At 71.9% G+C, this 24,204-nt stretch carries 25 protein-coding genes and 1 pseudogene; 18 read left to right on the forward strand and 8 right to left on the reverse strand.

Translation table 11 applies throughout. The features are described from left to right. The first annotated feature begins 56 nt into the window (after window positions 1-56). Window positions 57-1,100, forward strand: coding sequence for a LacI family DNA-binding transcriptional regulator (locus OG852_RS12640; RefSeq protein ID WP_133914528.1), 1,044 nt, complete (start codon window positions 57-59; stop codon window positions 1,098-1,100). A gap of 13 nt (window positions 1,101-1,113) precedes the next feature. Here the strand turns inward: OG852_RS12640 and OG852_RS12645 are convergent. The 3 genes and pseudogenes from OG852_RS12645 to OG852_RS12655 all read right to left on the reverse strand — a co-directional run. Then, window positions 1,114-1,275, reverse strand: a pseudogene (locus OG852_RS12645) (dehydrogenase); the annotation flags it as partial. 91 nt (window positions 1,276-1,366) lie between these two features. Further along, complete coding sequence (locus OG852_RS12650; protein WP_330347976.1) at window positions 1,367-2,233, reverse strand: isocitrate lyase/PEP mutase family protein; 867 nt, start codon at window positions 2,231-2,233, stop codon at window positions 1,367-1,369. A 158-nt stretch (window positions 2,234-2,391) separates the two neighbouring features. Continuing rightward, window positions 2,392-3,051, reverse strand: a complete 660-nt coding sequence (locus OG852_RS12655) for a ThuA domain-containing protein (protein ID WP_133914530.1) — start codon at window positions 3,049-3,051, stop codon at window positions 2,392-2,394. Between the two features lie 100 nt (window positions 3,052-3,151). On the opposite strand from OG852_RS12655, the gene OG852_RS12660 reads away from it, so the two are divergent. Continuing rightward, the gene (locus OG852_RS12660; protein WP_133914531.1) at window positions 3,152-3,784 is read left to right on the forward strand and encodes a VOC family protein; all 633 of its coding nucleotides are present in this window, start codon (window positions 3,152-3,154) and stop codon (window positions 3,782-3,784) included. Between the two features lie 64 nt (window positions 3,785-3,848). Beyond that, window positions 3,849-4,247 carry a VOC family protein gene (locus OG852_RS12665; protein ID WP_133914701.1) on the forward strand — a complete coding sequence of 133 codons (399 nt, stop codon included), beginning with the start codon at window positions 3,849-3,851 and terminating at the stop codon, window positions 4,245-4,247. A gap of 160 nt (window positions 4,248-4,407) precedes the next feature. On the opposite strand, the gene OG852_RS12670 is transcribed toward OG852_RS12665, so the two are convergent. The 3 genes from OG852_RS12670 to OG852_RS12680 all read right to left on the reverse strand — a co-directional run bounded on the left by OG852_RS12670 (window position 4,408) and on the right by OG852_RS12680 (window position 7,380). Further along, a complete protein-coding gene (locus tag OG852_RS12670; RefSeq protein ID WP_330347977.1) occupies window positions 4,408-5,364 on the reverse strand; it encodes an IS481 family transposase in 957 nt (318 codons plus the stop codon). A 101-nt stretch (window positions 5,365-5,465) separates the two neighbouring features. After that, on the reverse strand, window positions 5,466-6,143 hold the full coding sequence (locus OG852_RS12675) for a helix-turn-helix domain-containing protein (RefSeq protein ID WP_330347978.1): 678 nt from the start codon (window positions 6,141-6,143) through the stop codon (window positions 5,466-5,468). Between the two features lie 49 nt (window positions 6,144-6,192). Next, window positions 6,193-7,380 (reverse strand): YihY/virulence factor BrkB family protein, encoded by a 1,188-nt coding sequence (locus OG852_RS12680; RefSeq protein WP_133914533.1) that lies wholly within the window; start codon window positions 7,378-7,380, stop codon window positions 6,193-6,195. A 124-nt stretch (window positions 7,381-7,504) separates the two neighbouring features. Between OG852_RS12680 and OG852_RS12685 the strand changes: the two genes are divergently transcribed. From OG852_RS12685 to OG852_RS12755, 15 genes are all read left to right on the forward strand, one after another. Continuing rightward, window positions 7,505-9,139, forward strand: a complete 1,635-nt coding sequence (locus tag OG852_RS12685; RefSeq protein WP_330347979.1) for an acyl-CoA dehydrogenase family protein — start codon at window positions 7,505-7,507, stop codon at window positions 9,137-9,139. A gap of 277 nt (window positions 9,140-9,416) precedes the next feature. Next, complete coding sequence (locus OG852_RS12690) at window positions 9,417-10,739, forward strand: GAF domain-containing protein (RefSeq protein ID WP_330351440.1); 1,323 nt, start codon at window positions 9,417-9,419, stop codon at window positions 10,737-10,739. A gap of 156 nt (window positions 10,740-10,895) precedes the next feature. Beyond that, window positions 10,896-12,224 carry a hypothetical protein gene (locus tag OG852_RS12695; protein WP_330347980.1) on the forward strand — a complete coding sequence of 443 codons (1,329 nt, stop codon included), beginning with the start codon at window positions 10,896-10,898 and terminating at the stop codon, window positions 12,222-12,224. Window positions 12,225-12,330: 106 nt separating this feature from the next. After that, on the forward strand, window positions 12,331-12,903 hold the full coding sequence (locus OG852_RS12700; protein ID WP_133914536.1) for a GNAT family N-acetyltransferase: 573 nt from the start codon (window positions 12,331-12,333) through the stop codon (window positions 12,901-12,903). Between the two features lie 151 nt (window positions 12,904-13,054). Beyond that, window positions 13,055-13,138 carry a putative leader peptide gene (locus OG852_RS12705; RefSeq protein ID WP_309500612.1) on the forward strand — a complete coding sequence of 28 codons (84 nt, stop codon included), beginning with the start codon at window positions 13,055-13,057 and terminating at the stop codon, window positions 13,136-13,138. 127 nt (window positions 13,139-13,265) lie between these two features. Further along, the gene (locus OG852_RS12710; RefSeq protein ID WP_133914537.1) at window positions 13,266-14,963 is read left to right on the forward strand and encodes a nitrite/sulfite reductase; all 1,698 of its coding nucleotides are present in this window, start codon (window positions 13,266-13,268) and stop codon (window positions 14,961-14,963) included. After that, complete coding sequence (locus OG852_RS12715) at window positions 14,960-15,139, forward strand: hypothetical protein (protein WP_133914538.1); 180 nt, start codon at window positions 14,960-14,962, stop codon at window positions 15,137-15,139. Before OG852_RS12710 ends, OG852_RS12715 begins: the two co-directional genes overlap by 4 nt. Beyond that, window positions 15,136-15,846, forward strand: coding sequence for a phosphoadenylyl-sulfate reductase (locus OG852_RS12720; protein WP_133914539.1), 711 nt, complete (start codon window positions 15,136-15,138; stop codon window positions 15,844-15,846). The genes OG852_RS12715 and OG852_RS12720 overlap by 4 nt, the downstream gene beginning before the upstream one ends. A gap of 29 nt (window positions 15,847-15,875) precedes the next feature. Next, window positions 15,876-16,412, forward strand: a complete 537-nt coding sequence (gene cysC, locus OG852_RS12725; protein WP_133914540.1) for an adenylyl-sulfate kinase — start codon at window positions 15,876-15,878, stop codon at window positions 16,410-16,412. Then, complete coding sequence (gene cysD / locus OG852_RS12730) at window positions 16,409-17,344, forward strand: sulfate adenylyltransferase subunit CysD (RefSeq protein ID WP_133914541.1); 936 nt, start codon at window positions 16,409-16,411, stop codon at window positions 17,342-17,344. Before cysC ends, cysD begins: the two co-directional genes overlap by 4 nt. A gap of 2 nt (window positions 17,345-17,346) precedes the next feature. Next, window positions 17,347-18,681, forward strand: coding sequence for a sulfate adenylyltransferase subunit 1 (locus OG852_RS12735; RefSeq protein WP_330347981.1), 1,335 nt, complete (start codon window positions 17,347-17,349; stop codon window positions 18,679-18,681). A 234-nt stretch (window positions 18,682-18,915) separates the two neighbouring features. Beyond that, a complete protein-coding gene (locus tag OG852_RS12740) occupies window positions 18,916-20,028 on the forward strand; it encodes an aliphatic sulfonate ABC transporter substrate-binding protein (RefSeq protein ID WP_133914544.1) in 1,113 nt (370 codons plus the stop codon). A gap of 11 nt (window positions 20,029-20,039) precedes the next feature. Continuing rightward, window positions 20,040-20,843 (forward strand): ABC transporter ATP-binding protein, encoded by an 804-nt coding sequence (locus OG852_RS12745; RefSeq protein WP_133914545.1) that lies wholly within the window; start codon window positions 20,040-20,042, stop codon window positions 20,841-20,843. Continuing rightward, window positions 20,830-21,708: an ABC transporter permease gene (locus OG852_RS12750; RefSeq protein WP_133914546.1), complete on the forward strand. Its 879-nt coding sequence runs from the start codon at window positions 20,830-20,832 to the stop codon at window positions 21,706-21,708. The genes OG852_RS12745 and OG852_RS12750 overlap by 14 nt, the downstream gene beginning before the upstream one ends. A gap of 8 nt (window positions 21,709-21,716) precedes the next feature. After that, a complete protein-coding gene (locus OG852_RS12755; RefSeq protein WP_330347982.1) occupies window positions 21,717-22,457 on the forward strand; it encodes a sirohydrochlorin chelatase in 741 nt (246 codons plus the stop codon). 33 nt (window positions 22,458-22,490) lie between these two features. Here the strand turns inward: OG852_RS12755 and OG852_RS12760 are convergent, their stop codons facing one another. Further along, on the reverse strand, window positions 22,491-23,507 hold the full coding sequence (locus OG852_RS12760) for a ketopantoate reductase family protein (protein WP_133914548.1): 1,017 nt from the start codon (window positions 23,505-23,507) through the stop codon (window positions 22,491-22,493). A 9-nt stretch (window positions 23,508-23,516) separates the two neighbouring features. After that, window positions 23,517-24,065, reverse strand: coding sequence for a DUF1697 domain-containing protein (locus OG852_RS12765; RefSeq protein WP_133914549.1), 549 nt, complete (start codon window positions 24,063-24,065; stop codon window positions 23,517-23,519). Between the last annotated feature and the right edge of the window lie 139 nt (window positions 24,066-24,204).

The following is a 24,204-nucleotide window of genomic DNA, read 5'->3' on the forward strand; positions in this document are numbered from 1 at the left end:
AAAGGGCGCTGGTCGAGCTTTCGATGGCCTCGGGCGGGCCGGAGAGGTGGTTCCCCATGGTGCGCACGGCGGGTGCGGGCGCGACGGCCGGTCCGACGCTGGCGGTCGTGGCCCGTGAGGCGGGGGTGTCCGTACCCACCGCGTCCAAGGTGGTCAACGGGCGGGAGGATGTCGCGCCCGAGACCAGACGGCGGGTCACGGAGGCGTTGGACCGGCTCGGTTATGTCCGCAGACCGCGGTTCGACGCGTCGAAGCCGCCCCGCCTGGTCGATCTGGTCGTGCACTCGCTGGAGAGTTCCTGGTCGGGTGCGGTGCTGCACGGCGTGGAGGAGGCGGCGCACGACGCGGGGTTGGACGTGGTGGTCTCGGCGGCGCTGTCGCGGACCCGGGGCGGCCGGCCGCAGCGGGGGTGGCTGGACAAGCTGACCGTGCGGGGTTCGGCCGGAGTGCTGTTCAATCTGGCCGAGTTGACGGCGTCTCAGTACGCGTGGCTGGAGCAGCACCGTACGCCGTTCGTGATGATCGATCCGGCGGTGGAGCCGCCGCCGGGGGTGGTGTCGGTGGGGGCGGCGAACTGGCGGGGCGGGGTGACGGCGACCGAGCATCTGCTGGCGCTCGGTCATGAGCGGATCGCGGTGGTGGCGGGGCCGCGACGGAAGATGTGCAGCGGTGCGCGGGTAGCGGGGTACCGTTCGGCGCTGGCTGCGGTGGGGCTGCCGCACCGGGCCGAGTATGTGCGCAACGGCGGTTTCGACGAGTCGACCGCGTACCGCCGGATGCAGGAGCTCCTCGATCTTCCCGAGCCGCCGACGGCCGTCTTCGTCTGTTCCGACGCGATGGCGCTCGGGGTCTACCGGGCGGTGCTGGAGAGGGGTTTGCGGATTCCGTACGACATCAGTGTGGTCGGGTTCGACGATCTGCCGGAGTCCCGCTGGGCGACGCCCGCGCTGACCACCGTCCGGCAGCCGCTGGCCGAGATGGCGGCGACGGCGCTGCGGCTGTTGGTGCGGATGATGGACGGCGAGCACCCGGAGGGAACCCGGACGGAGCTGTCGACGCGTCTGGTGGAGCGGGCGAGCACGGCTCCGCCGAGGCGCTGAGCCCGCGCGTGCGTCACCAGGGCACGACTCCCTCGTCGTCGAACAGGAGGCCGGTGGGGCCGTCGTCGGGCAGGGTCGCCAGGCGGACGGCGACGGCCGCGCCCTGCTCGGGGGTGCGTGTGCCGCTGAATCCGTTGAGGTCGGTGGCCACATGGCCGGGGCAGGCGTTGACGACGGTGATCGCCTGGCCGTCGCAGAGCCGGCTGCGCGCGGTCGCCGACCTGGTTCGTGTGGCGGAGCGCCTGTGACGGTCGTGGCCGGCGCCGTCAGGTCCTGGAGCCCCCGTGTGTCATCCGGCTCCGGGCGATGTTGCGTTCCAGCAGGCGGGTCGACGTCTGGACACCCACTCCGTCGGTGCCGTTTCTCGGTTCGGGCAACCGGCCGTCGGTGCGGCGGAGTTCGCTGAGGGCCACGTGCATGGCCTCGTGGGCGGCGAAGAGGCAGGGGGTGCTGTAGATGGCGACGTCGACACCGAGGTCCGCGAGTTCCGCGAGGGAGAGGCGGGGGGACTTGCCGCCGGCGATCTGATTGAACAGCAGGGGCTTGTCGCCGGCGACGGCGCGGATGCGGCGGATCCAGTCCACGCTGCGGACGCCGTCGACGAGGACCACGTCCGCGTCGGTGGCGGCGAGGGTCTCGGCGCGGTGCAGGATGTCGCGCTCGTCGGTGGCGTCGGTACGGGCGACGACGAGGAGGTCGCGGCGGGTGGCGAGGACCATCTCCAGCTTGGTGAGGTACTCGTCCAGGGGCAGTACCTGTTTGCCGTCGGCGTGGCCGCAGCGGCGGGGTCGTTTCTGGTCCTCCAGGACAACGCCGGAGGCGCCGATGCGTTCGAGGCCGTCCACGACGTGGCAGGCGACCTCGGGATCGACGTAGCCGTCGTCGATGTCGACCAGGAGGTGGTGGCCGGGGAACGCTCCGCGCAGCCGCTGCACGAACGCCATCATGTCGGGCCAGGCGATGAAGCCGATGTCGGGCAGTCCGTAGTAGGAGGCCGCGAAGCCGAAGCCGGAGACGAACATCCCGTCGTAGTGCTGTGCCGCGATCGACGCCGAGTACATGTCGTACACGCCGATCAGCGGGGTCGTCCCGGGTGCGGCGATGCGCTCGCGCAGCTTGGTCCCGTAGGTCAACGTCCGGTTCCTCCTGACCGTTCCTTCACCGAGCGGGCTGTTCCTCACCGAACAGGCCGTTCCTTCACCGATCAGGAGGATCGCCGCAGCGGCGGCGCGGACCGGCGCGCGCGGGGTGTCACTCACCCCGATGGCGGAAGCGGTTCACCGCAGAAACGTCACTGGGCGTCGCGTCCCACGCGGGCCGCCCAGGCGATGCCGCCCCGCAGATGGGCCAGGAAGTCGGGGTCGCGGTAGGCCTCGGAGGCGTGTCCGAGGGCGGTGTAGAAGACGCGGCCGGCGCCTTCCTCGCGGCACCACACGAGGGGGTGGTCGGCGCCCATCGCGCCGCCTTCGTACGAGGTCTCGTCGGCGCCGGCGAGGACGCGGACGCGTCCGCGGGGGTTGGTGCGGAAGTCGTACCACTCGTCGGTGAAGTCCCAGACGGTGGGCAGGTGCCGGGTGGCGGGGTGGTCGTGGTCCTCGATCACCGCCTTGCCGGGCTGGTGGGCGGGGTGGCGGTCGAAGCGGGCGCCGAGGAGGTCGCCGTAGTACGGCCAGTCGTACTCGGTGCAGGCCGCGGAGTGCACGCCGACGAAGCCGCCGCCCGCACCGACGTATCCGGCGAGGCGTTCGCGCCCGGCGGGGGTGAGGACCTCGCCGCTGGTGGAGAGGAAGACCACGGCCGCGTATCCGTCGAGCGGGGCCTCCAGGGCCGCCGGGTCCTCGCTGTGGTCCACCGTGAAGCCGTCGAGGGCCCGTACGGCGGTGACGGCGTCCGGGATGGAGTCGTGGCGGTAGGCGGTGGTGCGGGTGTAGAGGAGCAGGCGGGCGGTCATACCGCCGAGCCTAGGGCCGGGGGCGGCCGGGGCCCAGGGAGATCGTCGAGCGAAACTTTCCGTGCTCCCGTCGGGGGCGGGGCGCGTACGCTCGGGCGGGATGAACACCATTCCGGCACGTCTCGACCACATTGTCCTCGCGACCCCCGAACTGGCGGCGACGGTCGCGGAGTTCACCCGGCGTACGGGGGTGGTGCCCGCGCCGGGCGGGGTGCATCTCGGGCACGGCACCCGCAACCATCTGGTGGGGCTGGGCGGGGGCGCCTATCTGGAGATCCTCGGTCCCGACCCGGACCAGCCCGAACCGGTGGGTCCGCGGCCGTTCGGTGTGGACGGTCTCGCCGGGGCGCGGGTCCTGACCTGGGCGATCAGTCCTGTGGACCTGGACGGGACGGTCGCGGCCGCCCGTGCGGGGGGCTACGACCCGGGTGATGTGCGGGAGATGAGCCGTCGGCGGCCCGACGGCACGCTGCTGCGGTGGCGGCTGACCGACGGCGGCCGCCCGCATCCGTCCGGTCTGGTGCCGTTCCTCATCGACTGGGGTGCCGCGCCGCACCCGTCCGCGTCCGGGCTGCCGGTGACCCCGCTGCGGGAGCTGACCGCCACGGCGCCCGATCCCGGGGAGCTGCGCGCGGTGCTGTCCGTGCTCGGTACGGATCTGCGGGTCGGGGAGGGGCCTGCGGCGTTCTCCTGCACGCTGGACACCCCGAAGGGGCCGGTGACCTTCGGCTGAGGCGGAGCGGGGGGTGTCCGTTTCCTTCAAGACCGGCCGTGCCCGCGGTGCCTACGGTGGCCGTATGAGTACACGATTCGATGCCGTAGGGCTGGTCGTCTCCGACATGGCCGCCTCCGTCGCCTTCTACCGCGGCCTGGGGTTCGCGTTCCCCGAAGGGGCCGAGCGGGAGCCGCACGCCGAGGCGGAGCTGCCGGGCGGGCTGCGGCTGCTGCTGGACACCGAGGAGACCGTGCGTTCCTTCCATCCGGGCTGGCGTGCGCCGTCCGGGGGCGGCCGGGCCTCGCTCGCGCTGCGCTGTGACGGGCCGGCCGAGGTGGACGCGGTGTACGAGGCGCTGGTGGGTGCGGGACATCATGGCGAGCTGAAGCCGTGGGACGCGTTCTGGGGGCAGCGGTACGCCGTGGTGCACGATCCGGACGGCAACGGCGTCGACCTGTTCGCGCCGCTAGGCCGTGTCTGACAATTCCCGTCGTCGCCCGGAGGGCGGCCTGGCGGCGTCAGGTGCGTGCTCTCGGCGTGCCGGGCGTAGACCCTCGTACTGGGCGTACTCGGGTCTGCGCCCGGTGCGCCGAGAGTGCGTGCATGGCGTCGCGAGGCAGACGGGAATTGTCAGACACGGCCTAGCTGTATTGACCCGCAGGGTTGTTGACTCGGGTGATGGGTGGCTGGCCTCCGAGTGCGGTGTGGCAGCGATGGTAGTTGTAGGTGTGGAGGAAGTCGGCCAGGGCTGCGGTGCGTTCGTCGTTGCTGGTGAAAGGCCGCAGGTAGGCCCACTCGTCGAGCAGGGTGCGGTTGAAGCGTTCGACCTTGCCGTTGGTCTGCGGGCGGTAGGCGCGAGTCAGCTTGCCGGTCGCGCCGATCTCGATGAGCACCTGCTTCCAGGCCAGGCCCTTGCGGTAGGCCCAGGCGTTGTCGGTGAGCACGCGTTCGATGCGGGTGATGCCGTGGGCGTGGAAGAAGGCGGCCGCGCGGGTGAGGAAGCCGGCGCAGGTGGCGACTTTCTCGTCGCGGTGGATCTCGCTGTAGGCGAGGCGGCTGTGGTCGTCGATGGCTGAGTGGACGTAGTCGAAGCCCACGCTGCTGCGGCGGGCGCGGCCGGCCTGGCGGCCCAGGACCTTGTGGCCGCCGCCGTCGGGGATGCGGCCGAGTTTCTTGACGTCGACGTGGATGAGTTCGCCGGGTCGGTCGCGTTCGTAGCGGCGGATGACCTGGCCGGTGGGCCGGTCGAGGAAGGCAAGCCGGTTCAGGCCGTGGCGGACCAGGATGCGGTGCACGGTCGAGGCGGGCAGTCCCAGGACGGGGCCGAGGCGGGCGGGGCCGAGTTTGCGGTCCTGGCGCAGCCGGCACACCCGGGCCTCCACGGCTGCCGCCGTGCGGTGGGGTGTCGTCAGTGGACGGCTGGGGCGGTCGTGCAGCCCCTGTTCGCCCTCCGCTTGCCAGCGGCGCATCCACTTGTGGGCCGTGACACGTGAGATGCCCATCTCGGCCGCGACATGCGCGACGGGGCGGCCCGAACGGACACGCTCGACGAGCAGCCGCCTGCCGTGAACGGTCAGCCGGGCATTACGGTGGGACACGAAGACCTCCGTGCGGTGTGTTCTTAGACAGCTCCACCACATCGGAGGTCTTCGCCATGTTCAAGACCCGCCAGTGTCAACAACGCTCGTGATCAATACACCTAGCGCGACAGTAGGTCGCTCAGTGTGGTGCCGGTGAACTCGCGTACGTCTCGGGCGAGATGGGCCTGGTCGGCGTAACCGGCGCGGGCCGCCGTGTCCGCGTACGGCACTCCGGCGCGGGCGAGGTCGAGGGCGCGCCGCAGTCGCAGGATCCGGCCGAGGGTCTTCGGGCCGTAGCCGAAGGCGGCGAGGGAGTGTCGGTGCAGCCGGCGGGCGCCGAGGCCGAGGGCGTCGGCCGTCGCGGCGACGGAGTGGCCCTCGGCGAGCGCGGTGACCAGCCGGCGCAGTGCGGGGTCGGGCGGGGTGGCCCGTTCCAGGGCCAGCTCCTCCAGTGCGGTGGCCGGGTCGGGGGCCGCGGCGACGCGCGCGGTCAGGCGCCGTACGCGGGCCGCCGGCCACAGATCGGCGAGGTCCACGCGGCGGTCGCGCAGAGTGTGGGCGGGGACGCCGAGCAGGGCGGGCGCGGTGCCGGGGTAGAGGCGGACGCCGGCCCAGGTGGTGGGCGGGCCGTCGGGGAGGTGGGCGTGGGTGTCGGGGCCGGCGACGAGCAGGCGGCCGTCGTTCCACAGCAGGTCCATGCAGCCGTCGGGCAGCACGGGGCGGGCGTCGGCTCCGGGGACGGGTGCGTTCGTCCAGAGGACCGCGCCGGCCAGCCGGGAGGGCCGTTCCTGGTACACGTGGCCAGGCTACGCCGCCCGCTCGTGGGGGCCGAGGGTCACGGGGCGTTCACGTGCCGTTTTCGTTTTCGCGTGGCTCCTCGCCGTTCGTCCCGGTCGTGCCGTTGGGCTTGGGGGAGGTCTTGGCGTGGGTGCGCAGGCGGGCGGTGACGTCGTCGGGGGGCAGGAAGCGGGACCAGCGTTCGGGGAACTCGGAGGGCATGTCGGGGTCGTCGGGGTCGTCGTCGTGGGTGCGGGCGGCGGTCATCCGGGCGACGTACTCGGCGGCCTCCTCCTCGCGCAGGCGTTCGTTGGCGGCGCGGGCGGCGGCGGTCGCGGCGGCGGGCCAGACACGGTCGATGGCGGCGTTGACGGCGGCGCCGACGAGGACGGCGAACGCGGACACACCGATCCACAGCAGGACGGCGACGGCGGCGGCGAGGGAGCCGTAGATGGTGGCGCCCTCGATGGTGTGGGTGAGGTAGATGCGCAGCAGGAAGCTGCCGAGGACCCACATGGCGAGGGCGACGAGCGCACCGGGGACGTCCTCGATCCACGGGGAGCGCACGGGCACGGACACGTGGTAGAGGGTGGTCAGGAAGGCGACGGACAGGACGATCACGACGGGCCAGTACAGGACCTGGACGACGGTGGTCGACCAGGGCACGATCCGGACGACGGCGTCGGGTCCGGCGACCATGAGGGGCAGGGCGACGGAGCCGATCAGCAGGGCGGCGATGAACAGCAGGAACGCCACGAGCCGGGTCTTGACGATGCCGCGGACGCCGTCGAGGCCGTACATGACGGTGATGGTGTCGATGAAGACGTTGACGGCGCGGGATCCCGACCACAGGGCGAACAGGAAGCCGATGGAGATGACGTCGGGGCGGCCGCCCTTCATGACGTCGTCGAGGATGGGCTGGGCGATCTGGGCGACGCCCTTGTCGGACAGGACCGTGCGGGAGGCTTCGAGGATGTTGTTCTCGAGGCTGCTGATCGAGTCGGTGCCGGTCCAGTCGTCGACGTAGCCGAGCAGGCCGATGAGGCTGAGCAGCAGGGGCGGCACGGACAGCAGGGTGAAGAACGCGGCCTCGGCGGCGAGACCGAGGATGCGGTACTCGATGCAGGAGTTGACGGTGTCCTTCAACAGCAGCCAGGCGGTCCGGCGCTTGGAGACGTTCCGGTAGAGGGCACGCGCCCGGTGGAGGCGTCCCGTGGGGCCTCCGGGTTGCTCGGGTGAATGTCTCGCTGGCTGCACGCCCTAAAGGTATCCGCCGTTCGGGGCCGCACTCACCTCCGGCAAGGCCTCGTCGCCCGGTCGGGGAGCGGCGCGCGGGGCCTCGGGTCGTCATGGGGGGCGTACTCGGGGGTAGGTTCGCGGTATGGCAGGCAGCACGCACACCGTGACCAATCAGCCGCCCGAGCTGAGCGGGTACGACGTCTACGGCGACGACCGCGCCCTGGTGTCCGCCGTGGAACGGCATCTGGATCCGGCGCTGGCGCAGGAGGCGCGCGGCGAGCTGTCCGCGCTGGGGCGGGCCGCGGGGTCGGCGCAGGTGCGGGAGTGGGGGGTGCAGGCGAACGGGCATCCGCCGACGCTGCGCACGCACGACCGGTTCGGGCACCGGGTGGACGAGGTGGACTTCCATCCGGCGTGGCACCGGCTGCTCGGCAAGGGGGTCAGCGCCGGGTTGACGGCGGCGTGGGCGCGGCCGGGCGGGCATGTGCGGCGGGCGGCGGCGTTCGTGGTGTGGACGCAGGTCGAGGCGGGCACCTGCTGTCCGCTGTCGATGACGCACGCGGCGGTGCCGGCGCTGCGGGTGGACGCGGAGCTGGCGGCCGAGTGGGAGCCGCGGCTGACGTCCACGCTGTACGACCGTGAGATGCGGCCGGCGCGCCTGAAGGCGGGGGCGCTGTTCGGGATGGCGATGACGGAGAAGCAGGGCGGCAGCGACGTACGGGCGAACACGACCCGGGCGGTTGCGCTGGCGGAGTCGGGGGCGTACGCGCTGACGGGGCACAAGTGGTTCTGTTCGGCGCCGATGTCGGACGCGTTCCTGGTGCTGGCGCAGGCTCCGGGGGGTCTGACGTGTTTCGTGGTGCCGCGGGTGCTGGAGGACGGGGAGCGCAATGTGTTCCGGTTGCAGCGGCTGAAGGACAAGCTGGGCAACCGGTCGAACGCGTCGGCGGAGGTGGAGTTCGACGGGACGTGGGCGCGCCGGGTCGGGGAGGAGGGGCGGGGGGTGCGCACGATCATCGACATGGTGGCGGCGACCCGGGTGGACTGTGTGCTGGGGTCGGCGGGGCTGATGCGGCAGGCGGTGACGCAGGCGGTGCATCACTGCACCTACCGTGAGGCGTTCGGGGGGCGGCTCGTCGACAAGCCGTTGATGCGCAATGTGCTGGCGGATCTGGCGGTGGAGTCGGAGGCGGCGACGGCGCTGGGGCTGCGGTTGGCGGCGGCCTACGACGACGGGGGTGAGCAGGAGCGGGCGTTTCTGCGGATCGCGGTGCCGGCGGCGAAGTACTGGGTGACCAAGCGCTGTGCGCCGCTGGTGGTGGAGGCGGCGGAGTGTCTGGGCGGCAACGGGTATGTGGAGGAGTCGGGGATGCCGCGGCTGGTGCGGGAGTCGCCGCTGAACTCGGTGTGGGAGGGCGCGGGCAATGTGCAGGCGCTCGATGTGCTGCGGGCGTTGCGGCGGGAGCCGGGGGCGCTGGACGCGTATCTGCGGGAGGTGGCCCTGGCGCGCGGGGCGGATCACCGGCTGGACGGGGCGATCAAGGGGCTGCTGACGGAGTTGGCCGATCTGCAGGGGGTGGAGGCGCGGGCGCGGCGGCTGGCGGAGCGGTTCGCGCTGGTGCTCCAGGGGGCGCTGCTCGTACGGTTCGCGCCGTCGGAGGTGGCGGACGCGTTCTGTGCGTCGCGGCTCGGCGGGGACGGGGGTGCGGCGTTCGGGACGCTGCCGCACGGGCTGCCCCTGGCGGCCGTGGTGGAGCGGGCCGCTGTGGGGGTCTGACCTGGGTGGACAGGTGCGGGGGTGGTGCTGCGCCGACACGGCACCACCCCCGCGGCTTTGGCCCTGCGAGGCCAGAATCGCCGCTCGGGACGACGTGGCTCAAGTTTCGGACACGGTGTGGACGTTCACCAGGGTTGCAAGGGGTTGCAACGTGTCGGTGGTTGTGACCGGAGTGCACCCGTCCGGCCGGGGTGGAGGGCAAGATGGGGGCCTTCGGCACGACTGGAAACAGTCGGTGCGGGAAACCGTTCTCTCCGTGTCCTCCCGGGAGGCTCCTGTGGCCAACTCGCCGTTGAATGTGGATCGGCTCGCGGCCGTCGACGCCGCGCGGGCGGCTCGGGTGCTCAACGAGGTGCGGGACGCCCGGCTGGCCGGGCGGCGGGCGCGGGTGGCGCCGCGTCCGGTGATCGAGCAGTCCTGGGAGCGGGTGCTGCGCGGCGGGGTGGATCCCGAGCAGGGTTTCCCGCCGGAGGTGCTGGGCGCGGACGAAGTGCGGCGGCTGCGGCAGGAGTCGCCGCTGCGGGAGGTGCTTCCCGTGCTGCGGGAGGGGTTGTTGTCGGTGGCGGACGTGGCGCAGCACATCATGGTCGTCGCCGACGGGGAGGGCCGCGTGCTGTGGCGGGAGGGGTCTTCCCCGGTGCTGCGCAAGGCGGACGGGCTCGGTTTCGAGCCGGGGGCGCACTGGGGTGAGGAGGTGGTCGGCACCAACGGGGTGGGGACGTCGGCCGTGGTGCGGCGGCCGGTGCAGGTGTTCGGCGGTGAGCATTTCGTGCGGTCGCACGGAAGCTGGACGTGTGCGGGCGCCCCGATCTGCGATCCGCGCAACGGGCTGCTGCTCGGTGTGGTGGATGTCAGCGGGCCGCTGGAGACGATGCATCCGGCGACGCTGGCGTGGGTGGAGTCGGTGGCGAAGCTCGCGGAGGCGCGGTTGCGGGAGCTGCACGTGGGGTCGTTGGAGCGGTTGCGGGCGGTGGCGGCGCCGGTGCTGGCCCGGTTGGGTGGCCGGGCGGCGGTGGTGGACGGGGACGGCTGGACGGCGGCGGTGAGCGGGATGCCGTACGTCAACCGGATCGCGCTGCCGAAGTCGCCGTCGGCGGGGCGGCGGTGGCTGCCGGCGCTGGGGCTGTGCGCGCTGGAGCCGCTGGCGGGGGGCTGGTTGGTGCGGGCGGTGGACGAGGCGGGCGGGCGGGTGCCGGGGGACACGACGCGGATCGTGCTGGATCTGGGGCGGGCGCGGCGCTGGTCGGTGACGGTGTCGGGCGGTGCGGGCACCTGGACCCACGAACTCAGTCCGCGGCATGCCGAGTTGCTGTATCTGCTGGCGGTGCACCGGGGTGGTCGCAGTGCGTCGGGGCTGGCCGAGGACATGTTCGGTGATCCGGCGCGTACGGTGACGGTGCGGGCGGAGATGTCGCGGGTGCGGCGGTATCTGGGGGGTTTCCTGGAACATCGGCCGTATCGTTTCTGCGAGGAGGCGGAGGTGGAGGTGCTCCTCCCTCCGGACCCGGCGGGCCTGTTGCCGCACTCGACGGCGCCCGCGGTGCTGCGGGGCCGCACCGCCACACCATGTCCCGAACGCCCTCGCGATCGCACACCGTAGCGGGAATGCTGCACTCGGTGGCATCTTCCGCATATTTGCGAGGTCTTCGTCCGGGAAGGGCACCGTCTGCCGTAGCATCCCTCTACGGGTCACCCCACCTGCTCCTCGGTCAACGTACGGATCATCAGGCGCAGTTGGCCCGCCTCGGGAGGACGAATGAGACAACGCGGCCGACACCGCCGGCGCAGGCGGGGCAGGGCACTGCGGGGGTTCCTCGCGGGAACCGCCCTCGCCCTCACCGCCGCCGCCACCCTGATCAGCGCCTCCCAGGCCACGGTCACCGACGACGGCCCCGGCGCGCTCAAGCCGCTCGCCGCGTCGGCCGGGACCGGGGAGCCGGCCCTGACACCCCGCTCGGTGCCGCGGGCCGACCTGGACCGGCTGGCCGGTGCGATGGGCAGGCCGGTCGGGGTGGGCGCGGTGCTCGCCGACGCCGACGGCGCGCTGCGCGACGCGGACGAGTGCGCCACGGCCGAGCGCGCCGACCTGCCGGTCTCCCCCGCGGCCACGCGCGCGTACTGCTGGAACAGCGGCGACACCGAGGGCTGGGAGCCGGGCGCGGTCACCACGTCCGGTGACGCCGACGACGACGGCGTCTGGGGCAGCAACCGGGTCGTGCTCTCCGCCTGGTCGCACACCGGCGGCGCGTCCGGCGACCGTGACCTCGCCCGGGTCGCGTTCGTCGACGCCAACGACCTCGGCCGGCTCACCTACACCTGGGTGCTGCTGGCCGTCCCGGTGGACGGCGGCCGGGACTACCGGGGGCTGGTCTCCCATGTCTCCGGGATGGTCTGGTACCAGAACAAGCTGCTGGTCACCGCCGACGACGGGGACACGGCCGCGCTCTACGTGTACGACATGAACCGCGTCCAGCGCGCCGACGTCACCGGCGAGGCGGTCGGCCGCACGGACGGCGGCTGGTCGGCGCACGGCTACCGGTTCGTCCTGCCGGCCGTCGGCTCCTACGAGCTGGGCGGCGCGGACGCGCCTCGGCCCACCAGCATCTCCCTCGACCGCAGCACCGCCCCGGACACCCTGGTCGCCGGCGAGTGGACCCTCGACGGCGGCGACCGGGCCGCCCGGCTGTGGCGCTACCCGTTCAGCACGGCCGCCGGCCACGAGGGCCTGCTCGCCACCGGCACCGACGTACGGGTGCGGGTGTCGGAGGCGTACGAGACGAAGCTCACCGGCGTGCGGGGCGTGCTGTCGTACGCCGGCGCCTGGTATGTGAGCCGCGCCGCCGGGGCCGGGGAGCGGCACGGGGTGCTGTGGCGGCAGTCCACCGCCGAGAAGGAGGGCGCCCGGGCCGCGGAGTGCGGCACCGCCGGATCGCACGCCTGCTGGAGCACCCGGACGGAGTCCCTGTCCTACTGGGCGGAGACGGGTGAGGTCTGGGCCCAGTCGGGCCGCGTGCTGTTCGCCACACCGCTGTCCACGATCGCGAGCACGGCCTCGGAGCACCCGGCGCGTCTGCCGGCGCAGTAGGAAGCGGGAACGGCGGGGGCGCCGGAGGAGGAATCGGGCGCCGGCCGGGCGGCCCGCGCCCGGACCGCGATCGACAGATCCTCGGCCGCGATGATTCCCTGGCCGCATGACCAACATCCCCGTGACCACCTGGTCCCTGGAGCAGACCGCCCCGACCGACCTCCTCCCGGCGGCCGCGCCGGACGGTGACGTCCGGATCGTCCGCGCCGAGGTGCCCTCCCCCGAGTTCAGCCGCTTCCTGTACGCGTCCGTCGGCGGAGACATCCGCTGGATCGACCGGCTGGGCTGGCCGTACCCGCGCTGGGCCGAGCATCTGGCGCGCCCGGGGGTCGAGACCTGGGTCGCCTACGACCACGGCACGCCCGCCGGGTACGTGGAGCTGGAGCCGCAGGACGACGGGGCCGTGGAGATCGTCTACTTCGGGCTGATCCCCGCCTTCCGCGGGCGGCGGATCGGCGGGCATCTGCTGTCGTACGGGGCCGCCCGCGCCTGGGACCTCGGGGACCGCTGGCCGGGCCTGCCGCAGACCAAGCGGGTGTGGCTGCACACCTGCAGCCTGGACGGCGAGCACGCCATGGCCAATTACCGGCGGCGGGGTTTCAAGCTGTTCGACACCAAGGTGGAGGAGCAGCCCGAGGTGGCCGCGCCGGGCCCCTGGCCTGGTGCGCACGCCGTCTGACCGGGCCGCGCATATCCGTTCTGACCTGCGGGGACAAGGGTCCGTGCGCGCCATGTGATCGACGACACCTCCGTCTCACATCTCGGGACAAGGGTGTCCACATGGCGGATAAAGCTGGACTGTGTCCAGATCGCCGTGACACGCTTCCGCCATGTCTGGAACTGGAATTGCCTTGGTGAGTCGGCGGCACGTCGACCTCGGCCGCATGTCCAGCGCCATCTGTCCGGCGGGCTGACAGCACAGCACCGCCGACGTCTCCTGATCCAGCTTTCCCTCTGCGCAACGACGCGCACGCATCCTCCCATGCGCCCGTACGCGCAGGTCAGAGCCGCTTTCCGCCTGTCCCGAAGGACGTATCCACCATGGCCGCCACCCCGCAGAACCCTGCCGCCTCCGCGCCCCGCCGCAAGGTGAGCCGTCACCGCGGCGAGGGGCAGTGGGCTCTGGGTCACTTCACCCCGCTCAACGGCAACGAACAGTTCAAGAAGGACGACGACGGTCTCAACGTGCGGACACGCATTGAGACGATCTACTCCCAGCGCGGCTTCGACTCGATCGACCCCAACGACCTGCGCGGCCGGATGCGCTGGTGGGGGCTGTACACCCAGCGCAAGCCCGGGATCGACGGCGGCAAGACCGCGATCCTGGAGCCGGAGGAGCTGGACGACAAGTACTTCATGCTGCGGGTGCGCATCGACGGCGGCCGGCTGACCACCCGGCAGCTTCGGGTGATCGGTGAGGTCTCGCAGGAGTTCGCCCGGGGCAGCGCGGACATCACGGACCGGCAGAACATCCAGCTCCACTGGATCCGCATCGAGGACGTCCCGGAGATCTGGAACCGGCTGGAGGCCGTCGGCCTGTCCACCACCGAGGCCTGCGGCGACTGCCCGCGTGTCGTGATCGGCTCGCCGGTCGCCGGGATCGCCGAGGACGAGATCATCGACGGCACCTGGGCGATCGACGAGATCCAGAAGCGGTACATCGGCAGCAAGGAGTTCTCCAACCTGCCGCGCAAGTTCAAGTCCGCGATCTCCGGCTCCCCGCTGCTGGACGTGGTGCACGAGATCAACGACATCGCGTTCGTCGGCGTGGAGCACCCCGAGCACGGCCCCGGTTTCGACCTGTGGGTCGGCGGCGGTCTGTCCACCAACCCGAAGATCGGCGTCCGGCTCGGCGCCTGGGTGCCGCTGGCCGAGGTCCCCGAGGTCTGGGCCGGTGTGATCGGCATCTTCCGGGACTACGGCTACCGGCGGCTGCGCAACCGCGCCCGCCTGAAGTTCCTCGTCGCCGACTGGGGCGCGGAGAAGTTCCGCCAGGTGCTGCAGGACGAGTACCTCAAGCGGGAGCTGGTCGACGGCCCGGCGCCCGCCGAGCCCGTCTCGCGCTGGCGCGACCACGTCGGTGTGCACCGGCAGCAGGACGGCAACTTCTACGTCGGGTTCGCCCCGCGCGTCGGCCGGGTGGACGGCGCCACCCTGGCGAAGATCGCCGACCTCGCCGAGGCCCATGGCTCGGGCCGGGTGCGCACCACCGTCGAACAGAAGATGATCGTCCTCGACGTGGTGGAGGACCAGGTCGACTCGCTGGTCGAGGCCCTCGAGGCGCTCGACCTGACCGCGAGGCCGTCCACGTTCCGGCGCGGCACCATGGCCTGCACCGGTATCGAGTACTGCAAGCTCGCCATCGTCGAGACCAAGCAGCGCGGCTCCGCCCTGATCGACGAGCTGGAGCGCCGGCTGCCGGACTTCGACGAGCCGATCACCATCAACGTCAACGGCTGCCCGAACGCCTGCGCCCGTATCCAGGTGGCGGACATCGGTCTCAAGGGGCAGCTCGTCCTCGACGACAACGGCCGGCAGGTCGAGGGCTTCCAGGTGCACCTGGGCGGCGCGCTCGGTCTGGAGGCCGGTTTCGGCCGCAAGGTCCGCGGCCTGAAGGTGACCTCCGAGGAGCTGCCGGACTACGTGGAGCGCGTCCTGAAGCGGTTCCAGGACGAGCGCGAGGACGGCGAGCGGTTCGCCGCCTGGGCCGCGCGGGCCAGTGAGGAGGCCCTCTCATGAGCGAGCGGGCTGCCCCCTTCCACTGCCCGTACTGCGGTGACGAGGACCTGCGACCGAGCGAACAGGGCCATGGCGCGTGGGAATGCGCGGCGTGCAACCGCGCATTCCAGCTGAAGTTCCTCGGGCTGCTGGCCCGGGGTGTTCAGCGCACCGACACGGGAGGGGACCGGATATGACGACGGTTCAGGAAGGCCGTACGACCGAGGAGTTGAAGGCGCTCGCCGAGCAGGCGGGCCGTGACCTGGAGGACGCCTCCGCCCTGGAGATCCTCCAGTGGGCGGTGGACACCTTCGGCAAGGGCTTCTGCGTGACCTCCTCCATGGAGGACGCGGTGGTCGCGCATCTGGCGTCCCGGGTCCTCAAGGGCGTGGACGTGGTGTTCCTCGACACCGGCTACCACTTCCCGGAGACCATCGGCACCCGCGACGCGGTCGAGGCCGTGATGGACGTCAACGTCATCACGCTCACCCCCCGCCAGTCGGTCGCCGAGCAGGACGCCGAGTACGGGCCGAAGTTGCACGACCGTGACCCCGACCTGTGCTGCAAGCTGCGCAAGGTGCGACCGCTCGAGGAGGGACTCGCGGGATACCGGGCCTGGGCCACCGGCCTGCGGCGCGACGAGTCCCCCAGCCGGGCGGACACACCGGTCGTCGGCTGGGACGAGAAGCGGCGCAAGGTCAAGATCTCGCCAATCGCCCGCTGGACCCAGGACGACGTCGATGCGTACATCACGGAGCACGGCGTACTGTCCAACCCCCTGCTGATGGACGGGTACACCTCCGTCGGCTGCGCCCCCTGCACCCGCCGGGTCCTGGAGGGCGAGGACGCACGCGCCGGCCGCTGGGCGGGACGCGCCAAGACCGAGTGCGGGCTGCACGGCTGACCCCCATGACACAGACATTGGAGAACCACGTGACGACCGGAGCCACCGTCTGGCTCACGGGTCTGCCGAGCGCCGGCAAGACCACCATCGCGTACGAGCTGGCCGGCCGGCTGCGCGCGGAGGGCCACCGTGTCGAGGTGCTCGACGGCGACGAGATCCGCGAGTTCATCTCGGCCGGCCTCGGTTTCAGCCGGGAGGACCGGCACACCAACGTGCAGCGCATCGGTTTCCTCGCCGAACTGCTCGCCCGCAACGGCGTGAAGGCGCTCGTGCCGGTGATCGCGCCGTACGCGGACAGCCGGGAGGCGGTGCGCAAGCGCCACCAGGAGGGCGGGTCGGCGTACCTGGAGGTCCATGTGGCGACCCCGGTCGAGGTGTGCTCCGTACGCGATGTGAAGGGTCTGTACGCCAAGCAGGCGGCCGGCGAGCTGACCGGGCTGACCGGTGTCGACGACCCGTACGAGGTGCCCGAGTCGCCCGATCTGCGGATCGAGTCCCAGGACCAGACCGTGCAGGAGTCGGCGGCGTCGGTGTACGCGCTGCTCAGCGAGAGGGGTTTGGTGTGACGACCGTCGCCACGACCGAGGAGGGCACGGCCAGCCCGTACGCCCTCAGCCACCTGGACGCCCTGGAGTCCGAGGCGGTGCACATCTTCCGCGAGGTGGCGGGCGAGTTCGAGAACCCGGTGATCCTGTTCTCCGGCGGCAAGGACTCCATCGTCATGCTGCACCTCGCGCTGAAGGCGTTCGCCCCGGCCGCGATCCCCTTCTCGCTGCTGCACGTCGACACCGGGCACAACTTCCCCGAGGTGCTGGAGTACCGCGACCGGGTCGTCGCCGAGCACGCGCTGCGGCTGCACGTCGCCTCCGTGCAGGACTACATCGACCGCGGCGTGCTGCGCGAGCGGCCCGACGGCACCCGCAACCCGCTGCAGACCCTGCCGCTCACCGAGAGGATCCAGGCGGAGAGGTTCGACGCGGTCTTCGGCGGCGGACGCCGCGACGAGGAGAAGGCCCGCGCCAAGGAACGCGTGTTCAGCCTGCGCGACGAGTTCTCGCAGTGGGACCCGCGCCGGCAGCGGCCCGAACTGTGGAACCTGTACAACGGCCGCCACGCACCCGGCGAACACGTCCGCGTCTTCCCGCTGTCCAACTGGACCGAGCTCGACGTCTGGCAGTACATCGCCCGCGAGGACATCGCCCTGCCCGACATCTACTTCGCGCACGAGCGGGAGGTGTTCCAGCGGTCCGGGATGTGGCTGACCGCCGGCGAGTGGGGCGGCCCGAAGGACGGCGAGACCGTCGAGAAGCGCCTCGTGCGCTACCGGACCGTCGGTGACATGTCCTGCACCGGTGCCGTCGACTCCGACGCGGTGACCCTGGACCAGGTCATCACCGAGATCGCCGCCTCCCGGCTCACCGAGCGCGGCGCCACCCGCGCCGACGACAAGATGTCCGAGGCCGCCATGGAGGACCGCAAGCGCGAGGGGTACTTCTAGCCATGAGCACGATCACCGCCGAGGAGCTCTCGGCCACCACGCTCCTGCGGTTCGCCACCGCCGGTTCCGTCGACGACGGCAAGTCCACCCTCGTCGGCCGGCTGCTGCACGACTCCAAATCGGTCCTCACCGACCAGTTGGAGGCCGTGGAGCGCGCCTCGGCCTCGCGCGGCCAGGAAGGTCCCGACCTCGCCCTCCTCACGGACGGGCTGCGGGCCGAGCGCGAGCAGGGCATCACGATCGACGTGGCCTACCGCTACTTCGCCACCCCCCGGCGGCGGTTCATCCTCGCCGACACCCCCGGCCATGTGCAGTACACCCGCAACATGGTCACCGGTGCCTCCACGGCCGAGCTGACGGTGATCCTGGTCGACGCCCGCAACGGCGTGGTCGAGCAGACCCGCCGGCACGCGGCGATCGCGGCCCTGCTGCGCGTCCCGCACGTCGTGCTCGCCGTCAACAAGATGGACCTGGTCGACTACCGGGAGTCCGTGTTCGCGGCGATCGCCGAGGAGTTCACGGCGTACGCGACCGAGCTGGGCGTCCCCGAGATCACCGCCATCCCGATCTCGGCGCTCGCCGGCGACAACGTCGTGGAGCCCTCCTCGACCATGGACTGGTACGGCGGCCCCACGGTTCTGGAGCACCTGGAGACGGTGCCCGTCAGCCACGACCTGGCGCACTGCCACGCCCGGCTGCCCGTGCAGTACGTGATCCGGCCGCAGACCGCCGAGCACCCCGACTACCGGGGGTACGCGGGCCAGATCGCCGCCGGCACCTTCCGGGTGGGCGACCAGGTCACGGTCCTGCCGTCCGGCCGCACCTCGACGATCTCCGGGATCGACCTGCTGGGCGCGCCGGTGGACGTGGCCTGGACGACCCAGTCGGTGACCGTGCTGCTCGCGGACGACATCGACGTCTCGCGCGGCGACCTGATCGTGCCCAGCAAGGACGCGCCGGCCACCACCCAGGACGTGGAGGCGACCGTCTGCCATGTGGCCGACCAGCCGCTGACGGTCGGTCACCGGGTGCTGATCAAGCACGGCACCCGCACGGTCAAGGCGATCGTGAAGGACATCCCGTCCCGGCTCACGCTCGACGACCTGTCCCTGCACCCGCACCCGGGACAGCTCGTCGCCAACGACATCGGCCGGGTGAAGATCCGTACCGCGGAGCCGCTGCCGGTGGACTCCTATGCGGATTCGCGCCGCACGGGATCGTTCATCCTTATCGATCCGGCCGACGGCACCACGCTGACCGCCGGTATGGTCGGCGAGTCGTTCGCCTCCCCCGAGCCCGTCAAGGACGACTCCGACGACGACGGTTGGGACTTCTGAGCATGAACCCCATTGATTTCTACGGGACGTTCGCGAAGGAGGGCGGCCGCGTCGGCAGCGGTGCCCTCGGCAGCGGACAGGGCGGAGTGGCGCGATGTGTGCGCTGACGTACGCGCACTGCCTGCGCGCCCCGTCCCCCCACCCGCCGTCCCGGAAGCGACGAAGACCCTTGCCGATCACCCGGCCACGACCTGAAAGACCGTGACCGCCGGGCCAACGAGAGGAACCCCTCCCGTGCCTGTCTCCCGCTCAACGCTTCTTCGCCGCGGCCTCGCCGCCGTAGCCGCTCTCCCCCTCCTCACCCTCGCCGCCTGCGGCTACGGCTCCGAGGCCAAGGACACCAACAAGAACGAGAAGGTCGCCGCCGGAGCGGAGAAGATCGACGGGCTCGACACCGTCAAGATCGGTTACTTCGGCAACCTGACCCACGCGACCGCGCTGGTCGGCCGTGAGCAGGGCATCTTCCAGAAGGCGCTGGGCGCCACGAAGGCCTCCTACGCCACCTTCAACGCGGGTCCCTCGGAGATCGAGGCGCTGAACGCCGGTTCCATCGACATCGGCTGGATCGGCCCCTCCCCGGCCATCAACGGCTACACCAAGTCCGACGGCAAGTCCCTGCGGATCATCGGCGGTTCGGCCTCCGGCGGCGTGAAGCTCGTCGTCAACCCGGACAAGGTCAAGTCCCTCAAGGACGTCAAGGGCAAGAAGATCGCGACGCCTCAGCTCGGCAACACGCAGGACGTGGCGTTCCTCAACTGGATCGCGGACCAGGGCTGGAAGGTCGACGCGCAGAGCGGCAAGGGCGATGTCACCGTCGTCCGCAGCGACAACAAGGTGACGCCGGACGCGTTCAAGGCGGGCTCGATCGACGGCGCGTGGGTGCCGGAGCCGACCGCGTCGAAGCTGGTCGCCGAGGGCGGCAAGGTCCTCCTCGACGAGGCGTCGCTGTGGCCCGACAAGAAGTTCGTGATCACGAACATCATCGTGTCGCAGAAGTTCCTCACCGAGCACCCGAAGGTCGTCGAGGCCGTGCTGAAGGGCTCGGTGGAGTCCAACAAGTGGATCAACGCCAACCCGGACCAGGCGAAGGCGGCGGCCAACAAGCAGCTCGAGGCGGACTCCGGCAAGGCGCTGCCCACGAACGTCCTCGACCCGGCGTGGGAGTCGATCCAGTTCATCAACGACCCGCTGGCCTCCACCCTCAGCACCGAGGCCGAGCACGCGGTCAAGGCCGGTCTGCTGGAGAAGCCCGACCTCAAGGGCATCTACGACCTGTCGATCCTGAACAAGGTCCTCAAGGCCGCGGGTGAGCCCGCGGTCGACGACGCCGGTCTCGGCGTGAGCTGACCGACGTCCCGATGAGTTCCCAGGAGGTGACGACCATGAGCACGACCCTCGCCAAGGCCGCCGAAACGGTGGAGTACGCGGCACGCCTCGATCATGTATCGAAGTCCTTCGCGGGACCGGGCGGGCAGCAGCTCGTCCTGGACGACATCACCCTCGATGTCGCACCGGGCGAGTTCGTCACCCTCCTGGGGGCCTCGGGCTGTGGCAAGTCGACGCTGCTGAACCTGGTGGCCGGGCTGGACCGGCCCACCGCCGGGTCCATCACGACCGACGGCCGCCCGGCGCTGATGTTCCAGGAGCACGCCCTGTTCCCCTGGCTCACCGCCGGCAAGAACATCGAACTCGCCCTGAAGCTCAGGGGGGTTCCCAAGGCGGACCGGCGCGGGCGCGCCGAGGAGCTGCTGGAGCTCGTCCGGCTGAAGGGCGCGTACGGCAAGCGGGTGCACGAGCTGTCGGGCGGTATGCGGCAGCGGGTGGCGATGGCCCGCGCGCTCGCCCAGGAGAGCCAACTGCTGCTGATGGACGAGCCGTTCGCGGCGCTGGACGCCATCACCCGGGACGTGCTGCACGACGAGCTCACCCGGATCTGGACGGAGACGGGGCTGTCGGTCCTGTTCGTCACCCACAACGTGCGTGAGGCGGTGCGGCTCGCCCAGCGGGTGATCCTGCTGTCGTCCCGGCCCGGCCGGATCGCGCGCGAGTGGGTGGTCGACATCCCGCAGCCGCGCCGTATCGAGGACGCCCCCGTGGCGGAACTGTCCCTGGAAATCACCGATGTCCTGCGTGGGGAGATCCGCCGTCATGGCCAGCACTGAGACGAAGTCCGCCGACACCGGGAGCGTCGAGGCCGGTCTCGACGCGCTCGACGGTGTCACCGCCACCGGCCGGACGCCGTTCACGCGCACCTTCGTGGACAAGATCCTGCCGCCGATCCTGGCGACCGTGCTGCTGCTGGTCGTGTGGCAGATCGCGTTCAAGGTCGTCGACGACCCGAGCAAGCTGGTGGCCCCCGGGGACGTCTGGCAGACGCTCAAGACGGCCTGGCTCGAGGGGAAGCTGCTCGGCTACATCTGGACGAGCGTCTCGCGCGGTCTGCTCGGCTTCCTCTTCGCGCTCGCCATCGGCACCCCGCTGGGGCTGCTGGTGGCGCGGGTGAAGTTCGTGCGGGCGGCGATCGGTCCGATCCTGTCCGGGCTCCAGTCGCTGCCGTCGGTGGCGTGGGTGCCGCCGGCCGTGCTGTGGCTGGGTCTGAACAACTCGATGATGTACGCGGTGATCCTGCTGGGCGCGGTCCCCTCGATCGCCAACGGGCTGGTGTCCGGCGTCGACCAGGTGCCGCCGCTGTTCCTGCGGGCCGGCCGCACCATGGGCGCGACGGGCGTCAAGGGCACGGTGTACATCACGCTGCCGGCGGCGCTGCCGGGCTATGTGGCGGGTCTGAAGCAGGGCTGGGCGTTCTCGTGGCGCTCGCTGATGGCGGCGGAGATCATCGCCTCCTTCCCCGACCTCGGCGTGGGCCTCGGCCAGCTCCTGGAGAACGGGCGCAACGCCAGCGACATGGGGATGGTGTTCGAGGCGATCCTGCTCATCCTGTTCGTGGGCATCGCCATCGACCTGCTGATCTTCAGCCCGCTGGAGCGGTGGGTGCTGCGCAGCCGCGGCCTGCTGGTGAAGGGCTGAGCGTCGGGATGCGCACCGGGCCGGTTCTCCTCGTCATCGCCCACGGCAGCCGCGATCCGCGGCACGCGGCGACCGTGCACGCCCTCGTACGGCGGGTGCGGTCGCTGCGGCCGGGGCTGCGCGTGGAGACCGGCTTCCTCGACTTCAACGTCCCCTCCGTGCAGGGGGTGCTGGAGTCGCTGGCGGCACAGGGCGTCCGTGACGTGGTCGCCCTGCCGCTGCTGCTGACCCGCGCGTTCCACGCGAAGGCGGACATCCCGGCGGTCCTCGGGGACGCGCCGCGGCGGCTGCGGATCCGGCAGGCCGAGGTGCTCGGCCCGTCGCCGCTGCTGCTGCGGGCGCTGGAACGACGGCTGTACGAGGCGGGCCTGACGCCCGCCGACAAGCCCTCGACCGGGGTCGTGCTGGCCTCGGCGGGGTCCACGGACCCGGAGGCGATCGCAGTGATCGCAGCAATCGCGCGGGAGTGGCGGCACACCGGTTGGTGCGCCGTGCGGCCTGCGTTCGCCTCCGCATCCCTGCCGCGCACCGAGGACGCGGTGCGTGAACTGCGGGCGCTGGGCTGCGAGCGGGTCGCCGTCGCCCCGTACGTCCTGGCACCGGGGTTCCTGCCGGACCGCATCGCGCGGGGCGCGGCGGAGGCGGACGTCCTGGCGGAGGTGCTGGGCCCGGCTCCGGAGGTGGCGCGGGTGCTGCTGGACCGGTACGACGCGGCCCGGACGCCGGCGCTGGCGGCGGTCGGCGCCTGACGCCCCGCCCCGCTCCCCCGCGCCGACCGCCCGTCAGCGGTGGCGCGTCTCCGCCTCGTCGGCCAGTCGTATCAGCTCGTCCACCGGCAGTGTTCCCGGCGCCCTCCCCTCCCGGGCGAACGCGTTCGCCAGGCGTTGGAGGAGGTCGTTCAGCGGGGTCGGTACGCCGTGCAGCCGGCCGAGGAGGGCGATCTCGCCGTTGAGGTAGTCGGCCTCGATGGTGCCGGCGCCCCGGCTCAGGGACTGCCAGGAGGAGCCGCCGCCGCGCGGGACGCCGTCGAGGGGGACGAGGGTGACCTTGTCGCCGCGCACCGCGCGCTGTTCCTCGGCACTCGCGTACGCGATGCCCGCCGCGTCGAGCACCGCCGCGCCCTCCGCCCGTACCCGGGCGAACAGCGCCTCGGCCTGCGGGTCGCCGACCGGGCCGCTCACCGCCTCCAGCGCGTTGCCCAGGTTGGCGAGCAGCTTGGCGTACTGCCAGCGGGCCACGTCCTCCACGACCGGTGCCTCGAAGTGCGCCTTCTCCAGGTCGGCGGCGATCCGGCGGGCCGTGTCGTCGGTGCCGTGCGGATGCCGGCCGAGGTGGAGGATGCCGGTGAGCGGGGCGCCGGCGGCGGAGACCACGCCGGGTTCGACATGGGTGGAGGGCAGCCAGACGCAGACGCCGTACACCCGCCGGAAGCGGCGCAGGGCCAGGCGCTGGCTCTCGACCCCGTTCTGCGCGCAGACCAGCGGCAGCCGCTCGGCGGCCGTGCCGCCGCCCTCGACCGGGGCCGGGCCCCAGACGCCGAGGGCGGCCTCGCTGTCCTGGGTCTTCACGGCGAGGACGAGGACGTCGTCGGCGCGCAGTACGCCGAGCTCCGCCGGTCCGGCCACCACGGGCAGCCGGTGCGTCAGCTCGCCCTGCGGCACCACCAGCCGTAGTCCGCCCTGCTGGAGCGCCGCCGCGTGGGCGCCCCGGGCGACCAGGACGACCTCCTGCCCGGCCTCCGCCAGCCGTCCTCCGACGGTGCCGCCGACCGCCCCTGCCCCGATGATGATGTAGCGCATGGGACGAGCCTACGGTTCCGTCATCTCCACCAGTTTGCGCACGGTGTTCCAGTTCCGGCTGGTCGCCACCAGGCCCTTGGTGAAGCGGGGCCTCGACAGCAGCTCCGCGAGTGCGGAGCGGCCGAGGCCGTCGGGGGCGTACAGGTAGAGCGCGCGGTCGCCGAGGCGGAACTCCTCCGGGAGGTGGGCGGCCGGGTCGATCTCGGCGTAGCGCCCGGCGTCGACGGGCGCGGAGAAGTAGGTGACGTGGAGCTGCTTGGGCTGGAGGTCGGCGGCGGGGAACGGGCAGGCCTCGGCGACCGTCTTCAGGTACGCGTGGTCGCGGACGAGGACGTCGACGTCGAAGCCGAACTCCTGGGCGATCGCTCCGGCGAGTTCGGCGGCGAGGCTCTCCTCGTCGCCGTGGGCCGAGGAGAAGACGGCCTGGCCGCTCTGGAGGTAGGTGCGGACGTCGCCGTAGGCGAGCTTCTGCATGAGGGCGCGGAGGTCGGCCATCGGGAGCTTTCTGGCTCCGCCCACGTTGATCCCGCGCAACAGGGCCGCGTACATCGTCGTCATGCCCTCAGCCTAGGGCCCGCCCCCTAGAGCACGGGATAGATGTAGGGGCCCACCTCCTCCCCTGCGGTGAGGCGGCCCGCTCCGAGGGGAGGACCCCGGCGGTCGGCAGTTCACCGGGCAGCACGACGAGAAGGCTTTA

Source organism: Streptomyces sp. NBC_00582, from assembly GCF_036345155.1.
Taxonomy (GTDB): Bacteria; Actinomycetota; Actinomycetes; order Streptomycetales; family Streptomycetaceae; genus Streptomyces.